Source organism: uncultured Frigoribacterium sp. (genome assembly GCF_963515265.1).
In the GTDB taxonomy this organism is placed as follows: domain Bacteria; phylum Actinomycetota; class Actinomycetes; order Actinomycetales; family Microbacteriaceae; genus Frigoribacterium.
On record NZ_CAUPYL010000064.1, the window covers coordinates 1 to 12,512 of the forward strand.

Consider the following 12,512-nt stretch of genomic DNA (forward strand, 5'->3'; position numbering starts at 1 on the left):
CCCCTGCCGCCGCCCTGGGCCGCGGGCCGCGGCCCCATGGGCGGGGGGGGCGTCCTCAGGGCGGTGGGGCACTCGCCCCGGCACCGGGGGGGCCCGGTGCCGGGCGGGGCGCGGGGGCGCCCGGCCGGCCCGGTGCTGCGACGGTCGCCACCGCGCCCGGCCCCGGACGCACGAGACCCGCCCGGCCCCGAGGGGCGGGCGGGTCTCGTGGTCGCGGGAGGCGCCTCCTACGAGGCGGGCGTGCTCGCGACGGGCGTGCCGCTGGGCACGTGCTGGGACGACACCTCGACGCCGTGCGACGTGCGCAGCACGTCGAGCGTGGCCTCGATCTCGGCCTCGCGCTCGTCGGCCGTCCAGCCGAGGCTCGACGCCAGGACGTCGGCGATCTCGCTGAGCAGCTCGATCGTGACGCCGCCCACGAAGGCGAGGTTGGTGCGGCGCAGGACGACGTCGGCGAGGTGCACCGCGTCCTCGTGCTCGGCGAAGTAAGCGATCTCGGCCGTGGTGAGGCCCGGGTCGCTCGCCAGAGGCTCGGACGGCTGGTCGAGCAGCACCTCGATCACGCTCTCCGCACGGGTGCCGTAGCGGGTGAGGAGGCGGTCGACGTGCTCGCGGCTGAGGCCGTCGGCGTGGGCCGCGACCCAGGTGGTGCGGGCCGCGTCGGTGGTCGGGAAGTCCTTGCCGCCACCGATCGCCATGCCGGTCGTGTCGACCGTGCGGGTCACGCCGAGACGGTTCGTCGCCTCGGTCGACAGGTGCGCCGACAGGGCGCGGAACGTCGTCCACTTGCCGCCGACGAGGCTGAGCACCTTGCTGGTCGGCAGCTCCGCGACCTCGGTCTCGACGATGCGGTAATCGCGCGACACGAAGCCGGCGGCGAGGTCGTCGTGCTTCGGCAGCGGGCGGACGCCCGAGTAGCGGTAGACGATGTGGTCGCGCGTGATCTCGATGTCGGGGTAGACGTGCTTGACGAGGTCGAAGAAGTAGTCGACCTCCTCCTCGGTGCAGACCGCGGGCTCGGCCATGTCGGCCTCGAGGTCGGTCGTGCCGATCAGCACGCGGCCCTTCAGCGGGTAGATCAGCACGATGCGGCCGTCGTTGTTCTCGAAGAAGATCTCGCGGCCGTTCGTGGCCTCGAGCAGCTCGGGGCTGTCGACGACGATGTGCGAGCCCTTGGTGCCCCCCATGTACTGCGACTCGGCGCCGAGCGCCGCGTTCGTCAGGTCGGTCCAGGGGCCGGAGGCGTTGACGACGACGTCGGCCGTCACGGTGAACTCCGTGCCGGTCACGACGTCGCGCAGCACGACCCCGCCGTCGGCGGTGCCGGCGGCCTCGAGGTAGTTCGCGCTGCGCGCGTTGTCGCCTGCGGCGAGGCCGTCCTTGAGCACGTCGAGGGCGAGGCGCTCGGGCTCGTGGACCGAGGCGTCGTAGTAGGTGCCCGTGTACTTCAGGTCCTTGTTCAGGTGCGGCATCTCGGCCAGCGCGGCCTTGCGGCCCAGGAACTTGTGACGGGGCACGGAGCCGCCGTCGCGCGAGAACGAGTCGTACATGGTCATGCCGACCTTGATGAGGAGCGCGCCGCGCTCCTTCGTGCTGCGCTGCTTGTGCGTGAGCATGCGCAGCGGGGCGTTGAGGATGCCCGAGAACGTCGAGAAGATCGGCATCGTCGTCTGCAGCGGCTTGACGTAGTGGGGCGCGATCTTGAGGAGGCCGTTGCGCTCCTCCACGCTCTCGCGGACGAGGCGGAACTCGCCGTTCTCGAGGTAGCGGATGCCGCCGTGGATCATGTGCGACGAGGCAGCCGAGGCGCCCGAGGCGTAGTCGGCGCGCTCGACGAGGACGACGTCGACGCCCTGGAGAGCGAGGTCGCGGAACGTGGCGATGCCGTTGATGCCCCCTCCGACGATCAGCACCTGGGCGTGGGGGCGGTCGGCGATGCGCGACACGTTGGCGCGCATCGTCCCTGTCTTCTTCGACTCGGTCACAGTGGAGCTTCTTTCCCGTTGCGTTCGGTGAGCGGTGGGGTCGTGCGCCGGCTGCTCGGGCCGGTAGTGTCCATGATCGACCCCTCCTGACGAGGGTGCAACGTATCTGCACAGATGTGCACGGAGGTGCCCATGGCCGAGGCGACGACGTCCGAGAAGACCCACGACGCGCTCCGTGCGGCGCACCTGTACTACATGCAGGACCTGACGATGGAGGCGATCGCCTCGGAGCTGAACACGTCCCGCTCGTCGGTCTCGCGCCTCCTCAAGGCCGCCCGCGAGACGGGCCTCGTCGAGATCCAGATCAAGTCGCCGCTCGACCAGGCGACGAGGTCGGCCGCGGCCCTGCACGACCGCTTCGGCGTCGTCGCGCACGTCGTGCCCGTGCCCGACCAGATCAGCGAGATCGACCGGCTCGAGCGGGTCGCCCTGTCGGCGGCCCGCACGATCACGCCCTACGTCGACTCGAACATGGTGGTCGGGGTCGCGTGGGGTGCGACCCTCAGCGCCGTCAGCCGGTCGCTGGTGCCCCGGGCGACGCACAACTCCGTCGTGGTGCAGCTGAACGGCGCAGCGAACACGCGCACGACGGGCATCGAGTACGCGAGTGAGATCCTGCGGCGCTTCGGGGCCGCGTACTCGGCGGCGGTGCAGCAGTTCCCCGTGCCGGCGTTCTTCGACGACCCGGCGACCAAGCGCGCGCTCTGGCGCGAGAGCAGCACGAAGCGCGTGCTCGAGCTGCAGGCCTCGATGGACCTGGTCGTCTTCGGGGTCGGCTCGCGCGACGCCCGGGTGCCGAGCCACGTCTGGTCGGGGGGCTACCTCGAGAAGAGCGACCAGCTGAGCCTCGACCGCGACGGCGTCGTCGGCGACGTCGCGACCGTGTTCTACCGCGAGGACGGCTCGTCGGCCGACATCGCCATGAACGCCCGCGGCACGGGACCCGACCTCGAGACCATCCGACGTGCGCCGCGTCGGGTGTGCGTCGTGGCCGGCGAGGCGAAGGTCGCGGGGGTGCGCGGTGCCCTCGCCGCCGGGCTCGCGACCGACCTCATCCTCGACGAGGGGACGGCGCGGGCGCTGCTCGCGAGCTGAGGCGCAGCCGGGGCGACCGGGGGACAGGCTCCCGAGTGCCCCTCCAGCCCCGCGGCGTAGACCGGTGCTCGACATCGATCGGCCCGCCCCGCGGGCCCGGAGGAGGAGAGCCCCATGGCCACCACCGATCTGACCGGACGACGCGTGCTCGCGATCGTCACCAACTACGGCGTCGAGCAGGACGAGCTCGTCGTGCCCGCCCGTGCCCTGCGCGAGGCCGGCGCGACCGTCGTCGTCGCCGCGCAGTCGACCGAGCCGATCCAGACGCTCGTCGGCGACAAGGACCCGGGCGAGACCGTCCGCCCCGACACCACCCTCGACGAGGCCGACGCGGCCGACTTCGACCTGCTGCTCGTGCCCGGCGGCACCATCAACGCCGACACGATCCGCCAGGACGACGGCGCGGTCTCGCTGGTCGAGGCCTTCGCCTCGGCAGGCAAGCCCGTCGCCGCCATCTGCCACGGCCCCTGGCTGCTGGTGGAGGCGGACCTCCTGAAGGGCAAGGAGCTCACCTCGTTCGCCTCGCTGCGGACCGACGCCACGAACGCGGGCGGCTCGTGGGTCGACCGCTCCGTCGTCACGGACGTCGAGGGCGGCTTCACCCTCGTCACCTCGCGCACCCCCGACGACCTCGACGACTTCGTCGGCGCCGTCCAGGACGCCCTCGTGACCGCCGGCGGCAGCCAGGGCTGAGGCGCCCGGCTGCACCTGCCGCGGTGCCCTCGCCCCGGTGCCGGGACCGACGATTCGTCGCGGTCCCGGCACCGGGTCTTTAATCAGAGGAGGCGCCGTGTCAGGACGGCCCGGTCGACGAGGAGCAGGTCATGGCAGCGGCAGCAGCACGGGCGGCAGCAGCGGGGGAGGCGTCGTGAGGTGGCGGAGCACGCGCGGCAGCGCCGGCCCCGCGGGCCCTGACCCGGCGCCGGTCGACCCCGAGGCCCTGGAGCGCGCGGTCGTCGAGGGCCTGCTGATCTCGCGGGCCGCCGCGATCGTGTCGGTCGCCAACCGCATCGTCGTGCGTGCGCTGCGCGACGACGACGTCTTCGACCACGACGAGACCGCCGCCTCCGTTCGTCGCACGCTCCACCGCCTCGCCGAGGAGCAGCGGTACCAGAACCGCCGCATCGGGGAGGCGCGCCAGAAGGCGCTCCGCTCCAAGGGCCGCTCCCGGCACCAGCACGACTACCGCAAGGGCGACGACGAGACCCTCTGGTTCCGCGAGAAGACGTACACGGCCGTCGCCGACCGGCTGGACGCCCTGCGCGACGACGCCGAGTACGTCGACGACATCGTCCAGACGGCGGTCGCCCGAGCCTGGGGGGACGTCGGCGCGGCCGTCGTGACCCGGGTGCGCGCCGCCTCCGTCGTCGTCGACGCCGCCTACGGCGAGGCCCGGGCCGAGCGGCTCGCCGGCCTCGACGACGACCTCGCCGAGCTGCGGGCACAGGCGGCGTCCCGGTCCGCTCCGACGGCCGGGGCCGACCCCTCGTCGTCGTCCTCTTCCTGACGCGCTCGTCGTCGTTCTCTCGGTCTTCCTGACGAGAGCGGGCCCGCCCCGAGCGGGGGCTTGCCGGCGCGCCCCGGCGCGAGCATCATCGACTCACCCCACCCGTCGTGCCCGGGCGACCACGCCGCCCCGGCCCCCTCGATCACGCCCGTCGTCCGGGTCGGAGTACCCGCATGCGCCGCCTCCCCCTCCCTCTCGTCCGGGCCTGGGTCCGCGCGCGGTACCGCGTCGTCGACGAGCTGCTCTCGACGCCGTGTCCGGACGACCACCCGAGCGGCCACGCCCCCGGCACCGATCCCGATCGCGTGCTCGTGCTGGGCAACGGTCCCGCCGTCGGCTGGGGCGTCCGCAGCCACGACCTCGCCCTGCCGGGCACGCTGGCCCGTGCCCTGTCGGCGCTGACCGGCCGCGGCGCCGACGTCGACGCGCTGGCCGACGCCGACGTGTCCGTCGCGACCGCCGCCTCCTTCGTCCGGGGTCGCGACCTCGGGCGCTACGACGCCGTCGTCGTCGTGCTGGGCGTGAGCGACGCCCTGCGGCTGGTCCCGCGGTCGCGCTGGGCCGCCGGGCTCGCGGCCCTGCTCGACGCCCTCGAGGAGGAGGTCGACCCGTCGTGCGAGATCGTCGTGACGGGCATCCAGCCGCCGAGCTCGGTGCCGAAGTTCGCCCTGCGCTGCGGCGGCGTCGTGGACGCCCACGCCGAGGAGCTCAACCGCGTGACCGAGGGGCTCTGCGCTGCCAGGGCCCGGGTGTCGATGGTGTGCCCGCCCGGCCCCGTCGCCGCGCCCGAGGGCCTCGGGGAGCCGGCCCGCACCTCCGTCCCCTACCCGGCCTGGGCCGCGGCCCTCGCCGCCGTGGTCGCGCCGCTGGTCGACGCCGCCCTGGCCGCGGGGAGCACGGCGCGGACCGCCCGCGAGGCGCCCCAGACCGACGAGACGCGCATCGCCGCCGTCCGCGCCCTCGGGCTGCTCGACACGCCGGCCGAGAAGCGGTTCGACGACATCGTCGAGCGGGCGCGGGTGCTGCTCGGCGCCCAGGGGGCCGCGTTCTCGCTCATCGACGACGGGCGCCATTGGAACAAGTCGGTCGCCGGGTCGTCACAGGTGGAGGTGCCCATCGCGTCGTCCTTCTGCTCGAAGACCGTGCGGAGCGGCACCGCGATGGTCGTGCCCGACGCCTGGCGCGACGACCGCTTCGTCTCCCACCCGAGCGTGCGGTTCTACGCCGGACACCCCGTCGAGAGCCCGGACGGCGTGCGGATCGGCGCCCTCTGCGTCGTCGACGCCGAGCCGCGGAGCGCCGAGAGCGTCGACCTCGTGCTGCTGCGCGAGCTGGCCCTGCAGGTGCAGCGCGAGCTGAGGGTCGCGCCGGTCGGCGGCTGAGCGCCTGAGGGCTCGCGTCCGGGACCCGCGTCGAGGTCTCAGGAGACGCCGTCGCGAACGTGCCCGTGCCCGGACCTCGGGACCGCCGTCGACGCCGTCTCCTGAATCGTCGACGTGGGACCCGGGGCGGGGCGTGGAGGCACGGGGCGCGGCGGGGCGCGGCAGACTGGCCGCATGGCCGACTCACCCGCACCCCTCGTCACGCCCGACGGCCGCTACCTCGTCGTCCGAGGTCGCCTCTGGCGCCGCACGGACCCGTCGCTGCCCGAGGAGCGTCGGGCCGAGCTCGTGCACGAGCTGATGGAGGCGCGGCGCGCGAAGAAGACCGCGCGGGCCGACGACGACGCCGAGGCCCGCGAGGCCGCCCGGGCCCGGGTCGACGCCGCGAAGACGGCGCTCGGCGAGCGGGGCCCGGTCTGGTGGGACGACGACGCCCCGGACGAGACCCGCCGCATGGCCGAGAACACCCGGTACGCGGACTGGTTGGCGGAGGCGAGCGGCGGCGAGGTCGGCTAGCGCCCTGGCGCCCTGCTGCCCCTAGCGCCCCTGGCGCTTCTTGAACGGCTTCGGCTGCCCCTTGACCGCCGGGGTGCGCCCCTTGCCCTTCGACGCCTTGGCCTTGCCGCCGGCCGGGGGAGCAGGCGGCGCGGGCGGTGTCGAGGGGCTGGCCAGCTCCTCCTCGGCGACGACCACGGCCGCGCGGCCCGCCTTGGTCAGGCGGTAGGGCGAGGCGTCGCGGTCGAACAGCTTCTGCCCGAACTCGAGCTCGAGCGCCTCGATCGACGACTCGAGCTTCTGCCGCGAGATGCCGAGCTTGTCGGCCGCGACGGGGAAGTGCAGCACCTCGGCCGCGACGAGGAAGTGCCTCAGGTGGCTCGTCTTCACGTGGTGTCGCCTCTCGCTGGTCGGCCGGGTGCCCGACCGCCCCAGACTAACGGAGCCGCAGGCCGCCCCGCCGAGGCGGGACGACCTGCGGCCGAGGAAGGGAGCCGTGCCGGACGGGTCGTCAGGCGACGCTGACCGAGCCGCCCGCGGCGGGGCCGTGCGTGACGCCGAGCCCGTCGAGCGCCTTCTGGAAGATCGTCAGCCCCGACATGCCGGGCAGGTTCGAGATGTTGGCGTCGAGCTTCTCGGCGGCCTTGCGGCCCTCCTCGCCGCTCATGAGCTGGCCGAAGACGAACTTCACGTCGTCGAGCTCCATGATCGACGAGCCGACGGGCGCCCAGACCTTCTGAAGCAGGAAGCGGGTCAGCTTCTGCGCCTTCTTGCTCTTGAGCAGGCGCTCACGGGCCTGCGAGACGTAGAACGCGACGTGGCGCGACTCCTGGCGGGCGATGCGCACGAGCAGCTCGGCGAGCACCGGGTCCTTCTCGAGGGCGGCCATCCGCTTGTAGGCGGCGACGGCCGAGTACTCGTTGGCGGCGCCCCACGACATGTGCACGGCCACGAAGTCGGAGCCGACGAACTTGCCGAGCAGGCCCTGCTTGACGGGGTCGAGCTTGTCGCGCCAGCCGAGCTTGAGCCGGTTCGCGCGCAGCTGGTCGTAGTCGACCTTCTCGCCGTGCACCTCGAGGATCGCGGCGAGGGCCTCGCCGTGCCAGAACTCCTCGCGGTTCCACATGGTCATGAAGGTCGAGACGTCGCCCTCCTTGTGCGAGGGCGTCGTCAGCAGGTCACGGGTGTAGCAGACAGTGTGGTATTCCACGTCGGCCATGTAGCGCAGCGTGCGGAGGGAGTCCGGGCTGAGCGGGTTCTCCTTGAAGTGGTCCAGGTCGAGGTCATCCCAGGTGATGCGCTCGCTGGTGGCGGCGAACTTGTCGATGTCGAATGCCATGTGGCGTGAGGAGGCGCGGGTCGTCAGACCCTGTCTCCTTCTCCTTTCGAGGTGGTGCCGACGGCGGGGGCCGTCGATGTTCCGGACGCGGACGAACCGCGGGCACGCGACCAATCTCGGATGCTCCATCTTCTTCGGAGCGCCTCGCGTGCGAGATTGGCGTCGGGGTTGACGGCGGACGGGTTGCCGAGCATCTCGAGCCACGCCAGGTCGGCGTGGCTGTCACCGTACCCGTACGACCCAGTGAGGTCGATTCCCTCTTCGAGGGCCCACTGAGCGAGCCATGCGGCACGGGCCTCGTCGACGAGCGGCGGCTGCGCGAGGTAGCCCGTCAGGACGCCGTCGCGCTCGTGCATCGTGCTCGCGACGACCTCGTCGAAGAGGTGGGCGATGGGGGTCGCGAGGGTGCCGATCGAGCCCGTGACGAGCACGGTGCGGTGCCCGGCGGCGCGGTGCTCGGCGATGCGCGCGAGCGCCTCGGGCAGGGTGTGCCGGCGGACCGTCTCGGCGTAGCCGGCCGAGCGGACGACACCCTTCAGGCGCGAGACGGGCATGCCGGCGTACCGGCGGAGGAACGCCCGGATGAACTCGCCGCGGTCGCGCCCCTCGGCGCGCAGGTAGGCGGGCAGCCCGGTCAACAGCGACGCGACCTCGGCGGGCCAGGCAGCCTTGCGGAAGCCGTTCGAGCGCACCCAGAGGTACTGCTCGACGATGTTCGAGTCGAGCACGGTGCCCTCGAGGTCGAAGACGGCGACGACGTCGGTGCGCTGCGGCAGCGCCCGGGCGTCGAGCACGGCACCGGCCGCGGCGGGACGCACCGAGAACGCCCGCGTCATCGCCGTGATCGACGGGAAGTGCACGGTCTGGAAGTAGTCCTCCCAGTCGATGTCCGTGACGTCGAAGCCGATGTCGGCCGGCGCCTCCTCGGGGAGGCCGTCGTGCAGGGCGCGCGTGCGGCGGTCGTCGAAGATGATCTCGGACTGCACGTAGTGCCGGTACAGGTCGGTGAGGCTCTGCAGCGACTCGAGGTCGGCCCGCCGCGTCTGCACGCCGGTCAGGGCCGTGCGGGTGCGGGTCGTCGAGGGCAGGCGGACGAGCACGCGCTCGCGCCAGTCGTTCGCACGCTGGGCGGTCCGGATCGCGCCCTCCACCTTGCGCACGCCGGGGAAGTTCCAGTGCGGCACGGGGATGCTCGTGTGCTCGTCGCGCGGCAGCGGGTTCGCCGTGAAGAACGTCTTGAGGTTGTCGAACATCCGCAGGATCGGGAACGGGTTGCTGTTGCCCGACGCGACGTGGAAGTACTGCGGCTCGGGGGCCGAGGCCGCGCCGTCGGTCGCAGCGCCCGACGCGACGGCGCCGGCTGCACCGGAGTCGACGGCAGAGGCCGAGGAGGCGCCGGCCGGGTTCGCGGCGACGGCCAGGACCACGTTCACCACGTAGTCGACCGGCACGATGTCGAGCACGCTGTCGGGCACCCCGGGGAACTCGGGCAGCAGGCCGCGGGCGTACGACATGATCAGCGGGTCGGCGACCTTGAAGCCGTCGATCCAGCCCGGGTAGGGGTGGCGAAGTGCGCTCTCGACGATCGCGGGGCGGACGACGGACAACCGGTGGCCCTCGGCCGCCCAGATCTGCTCGGCGGCGCGTTCGGCGAAGGCCTTGGTCAGCGTGTAGACGTCGGTCCAGCCGAGGGTCTCGGCGCGGGTGCGCCCGTAGTCGACGAGACGAGCGGCCACCCAGGCGACCCGCGCCTCCTCGGCTGCCGCCGCGACCGCCTGCGGGCCGGTCTTGCCGTGGCCCGCCCTGCCCTCGGCCAGGAACCCGCGGAGCGTCTCGGGCTGGCGCGACGCCGCCTCGACGCGGGCACGAGCGTCGCGGGCGGCCGCGTGCTCGGCGCGCCAGTCGACGTCGTGGCGGAGCGCCGCCTCGGGGAAGACGCCCTTGCGGATGCCCCCGACGTAGGCCGTCGAGACGTGGACGACGTGCGGGTCGCCGCCCGCCGCGACCAGCGCCTCGTAGAGACCGACGGCGCCGCCCACGTTCGTGTCGAACGCCTGGTCGATCGGCGGGTCGAACGACACCGTCGACGCGCTGTGGATGACGACGTCGAGGTCGCCCGGCAGGGCCGGCAGCGAGCCGAGGGAGCTCTCGACGACCCGGAGCCGCTCGGTCAGCGCGCGCTCGACCTCGTCCGCCCCGACGCGCTCGCGCCAGGACGCGAACACGGGCTTCTTGAGGAGGTGCCGCAGGCGGGCCAGGGCCGACGTGCCGGCCTTCGGGCGGATGAGCAGCGTGACCGTCGTGTCGGGGTGCGACGACAGCAGCCGCTCGAGGATCGCCTGGCCGACGAAGCCGGTGCCGCCGGTCAGGAGCACGTGCGCCGAGCCGAGGCTGGTCACGGTCGAGCCGGGGACGGAGGAGGGGGCAGGGACGGTCATGCGGTGAGCTTTCGGGTCACGGCGGCGCCCACGGAGGCGTCGAGTCCGGGCAGGGAGGCGACGCGGTCGCCGACGGCGTCCGCTCGCAGGTGGCCGGCCGCGCCGCCCCACACCGCGGCGTCGAAGAAGGTGCGCTCGGCGTCCGAGCGCTCGACGGCGCCCAGCGGCCAGACCGCCGTCGACAAGGAGGCGCGGGTCTGCTTCACGGCACGGGCCGAGTCCTCGAGGCGCCAGCGTGCCTCGACGTCGAAGAACTCCTCGTGCCGCGCCTTGACGGTGCGGAGGCGCTCGACGATCGCGGTCAGCGCGGGACTGTCGGCGCGCTCGACGAGGACGTCGTACGCGTGCCGCATCACCCACTCGTCGACGAGGCCGGTGGTCATGTGCACGGCCACGATGGGCACGCCGCGGCCGATGGCCTCGATCGCGCGGGTGATCGGGCCACGCCGCTCGACCGCCTCGCCGGGGCTGTGTCGGCGGGGCCCCTCCTCGACGTCCTTGAGGCGCGGCTCGCCGTTCGCCTCGAGCACGGCGTCGACCGCGTCGGCGATCCAGTACTTCTCGAAGGCCCAGGTGACGAGGAACGCGGTGACCCGGGCGTCCTTGTGCGTGGCGGTGACGAGCAGGTTGCGGAGGTGCTCCATCGTCGCGCTCTCGAGGCGGCCGAGGTGGCGCAGGAGGCGGAGCTCGTCCGGGCCGAGCGGCGCGGCCTCGAAGGGCGCCAGGTCGAGCTCGGCGCGAAGCGTGCCCTGGGCGGTCAGGGTGAACTCGCGGATGTCGAAGGTGCTCGAGTCGTAGGGGTCGCGATCGGTCGTCATGGCTGTGTTCCTCCGGGGGACCTCATCGCGGTGGTGAACGGGACACGATGCACGCAGTTTCCCGACAAGACCGTATCGTAAGCGGCATGGCAACAGCGCTCGTCACCGGGGGCACGTCCGGCATCGGAGCCGAATTCGCCCGCCAACTCGCCGCCCGCGGCTGGGACCTCGTCCTGGTCGCCCGCGACCCCGCCCGACTCGACCTGATCGCCCTCGAGCTGAGGGCCCTCGGACGCGACGTCGAGGTGCTCTCCGCCGACCTCGGCGACCGTGCCGACGTCGACCGGGTGGCCGCCAGGCTCGCCGAGGTCGACCGTCCGGTCGACCTGCTCGTCAACAACGCCGGCTTCGGCGTGCACGAGCCGCTGACGAGCACCGACACGGCCGTGCACGACCGCGCGTTCGAGGTGATGGTGCGGAGCGTGCTGGTGCTCTCGGCGTCCGCGGGGCGCGCGATGCGCCTCCGTGGCTCCGGCCACATCGTCAACGTGGGCAGCGTCGCGGGCTACATGGCGATGGGCAGCTACTCGTCGATCAAGGCGTGGGTCAACTCGTTCAGCGAGGGCCTCGCGGTCGAGCTGAAGGGCAGCGGCGTGGGCGTCACGGTGCTGCAGCCGGGGTGGGTGCGCACGGAGTTCCATCAGCGCGCCGGGATCCGGTCGTCGTCCATACCCAACTCGATGTGGCTCAGCGCCGAACGACTGGTGTCCGCGTGCCTGCGCGACGTCGAGAGAGGCAAGGTGGTGTCCATGCCCACGCTTCGGTACAAGGTGCTGATCGGCTTGGTCAAGCACGCCCCGGGCAGCGCCGTGCGCGCCGTGTCCGGCGCGATCTCGTCGAGCCGCCGTGCGCCCGCGGACGCTGTTGCCGGCGGTGCTGCCGGCACGGACGCTCCGGTGGAGCGGTGACGGTGGCCCGCGACGACCGACCCGACGAGACCCAGGAGGCCGCCGAGGCGGAGTCCGCCTCGTCTGCTGCGTCGTCGTCTCCTTCGTCGTCGTCGTCCGCCGACGCTCGCGCGGCTCGCCCGCGTCGCGACGCCGTCGCCCGCGCCGCCGTCGACGTCAAGGACCGCTTCAGCTCGCGCGGCCACGCGATGGCCCGCTACGTCGCCCAGCGCGTCGTCCTCAAGCCCACGATCTGGTCGATCACGAGCGTCACCGTCATCGACCGCGACCGGCTCAAGGGCGTCGAGGGCGGCTTCATCGTGGTCGCCAACCACTCGAGCCACCTCGACGCGCCGCTCATCCTCGGCGCCCTGCCGCGGCGACTCGCCCGGTACCTCGCCACCGGCGCCGCCGCGGACTACTTCTTCGACGTGCCGTGGCGCCGCAAGCTGACCGAGCTCTTCTTCAACGCGTTCCCCGTGCAGCGCGGGTCGTCGACCGCGACCCCGGCGGGCACGCCCGGGTCCCCGACGCCCCAGGCGCCGGGGGCCGTGGCCGCCGCAGCC

General features: G+C 73.2%; 12 protein-coding genes. 7 read left to right on the forward strand and 5 right to left on the reverse strand.

From position 1 onward, the window contains the following. Positions 1-227 precede the first annotated feature (227 nt). Complete coding sequence (locus RWM17_RS07425) at positions 228-1,985, reverse strand: FAD-dependent oxidoreductase (protein WP_399540255.1); 1,758 nt, start codon at positions 1,983-1,985, stop codon at positions 228-230. A 132-nt stretch (positions 1,986-2,117) separates the two neighbouring features. Between RWM17_RS07425 and RWM17_RS07430 the strand changes: the two genes are divergently transcribed. From RWM17_RS07430 to RWM17_RS07450, 5 genes are all read left to right on the forward strand, one after another. Then, on the forward strand, positions 2,118-3,080 hold the full coding sequence (locus tag RWM17_RS07430; RefSeq protein ID WP_123547337.1) for a sugar-binding transcriptional regulator: 963 nt from the start codon (positions 2,118-2,120) through the stop codon (positions 3,078-3,080). A gap of 114 nt (positions 3,081-3,194) precedes the next feature. Continuing rightward, the gene (locus RWM17_RS07435; protein ID WP_314102389.1) at positions 3,195-3,773 is read left to right on the forward strand and encodes a type 1 glutamine amidotransferase domain-containing protein; all 579 of its coding nucleotides are present in this window, start codon (positions 3,195-3,197) and stop codon (positions 3,771-3,773) included. A 175-nt stretch (positions 3,774-3,948) separates the two neighbouring features. Then, positions 3,949-4,587, forward strand: a complete 639-nt coding sequence (locus RWM17_RS07440; protein ID WP_314102391.1) for a hypothetical protein — start codon at positions 3,949-3,951, stop codon at positions 4,585-4,587. Positions 4,588-4,760: 173 nt separating this feature from the next. Beyond that, positions 4,761-5,969 (forward strand): GAF domain-containing protein, encoded by a 1,209-nt coding sequence (locus RWM17_RS07445; protein WP_314102393.1) that lies wholly within the window; start codon positions 4,761-4,763, stop codon positions 5,967-5,969. Between the two features lie 174 nt (positions 5,970-6,143). Beyond that, positions 6,144-6,485, forward strand: coding sequence for a biopolymer transporter Tol (locus RWM17_RS07450; protein WP_314102395.1), 342 nt, complete (start codon positions 6,144-6,146; stop codon positions 6,483-6,485). A gap of 21 nt (positions 6,486-6,506) precedes the next feature. Here RWM17_RS07450 and RWM17_RS07455 read toward each other — a convergent pair whose 3' ends face one another. The 4 genes from RWM17_RS07455 to RWM17_RS07470 all read right to left on the reverse strand — a co-directional run bounded on the left by RWM17_RS07455 (position 6,507) and on the right by RWM17_RS07470 (position 11,059). Further along, complete coding sequence (locus RWM17_RS07455) at positions 6,507-6,854, reverse strand: LysR family transcriptional regulator (RefSeq protein WP_123546825.1); 348 nt, start codon at positions 6,852-6,854, stop codon at positions 6,507-6,509. 121 nt (positions 6,855-6,975) lie between these two features. Next, positions 6,976-7,803: a ferritin-like domain-containing protein gene (locus RWM17_RS07460; RefSeq protein WP_123546824.1), complete on the reverse strand. Its 828-nt coding sequence runs from the start codon at positions 7,801-7,803 to the stop codon at positions 6,976-6,978. A gap of 23 nt (positions 7,804-7,826) precedes the next feature. After that, positions 7,827-10,241 carry an SDR family oxidoreductase gene (locus RWM17_RS07465; RefSeq protein WP_314102398.1) on the reverse strand — a complete coding sequence of 805 codons (2,415 nt, stop codon included), beginning with the start codon at positions 10,239-10,241 and terminating at the stop codon, positions 7,827-7,829. Further along, positions 10,238-11,059 carry a hypothetical protein gene (locus RWM17_RS07470; protein WP_314102400.1) on the reverse strand — a complete coding sequence of 274 codons (822 nt, stop codon included), beginning with the start codon at positions 11,057-11,059 and terminating at the stop codon, positions 10,238-10,240. Before RWM17_RS07470 ends, RWM17_RS07465 begins: the two co-directional genes overlap by 4 nt. 86 nt (positions 11,060-11,145) lie before the next feature. Between RWM17_RS07470 and RWM17_RS07475 the strand changes: the two genes are divergently transcribed. Both RWM17_RS07475 and RWM17_RS07480 read left to right on the forward strand, forming a co-directional pair. Next, positions 11,146-11,967 (forward strand): SDR family NAD(P)-dependent oxidoreductase, encoded by an 822-nt coding sequence (locus RWM17_RS07475; RefSeq protein ID WP_314102402.1) that lies wholly within the window; start codon positions 11,146-11,148, stop codon positions 11,965-11,967. Positions 11,968-11,969: 2 nt separating this feature from the next. Continuing rightward, the coding region (locus tag RWM17_RS07480; RefSeq protein WP_314102404.1) for a 1-acyl-sn-glycerol-3-phosphate acyltransferase at positions 11,970-12,512 on the forward strand (543 nt) is incomplete at its 3' end.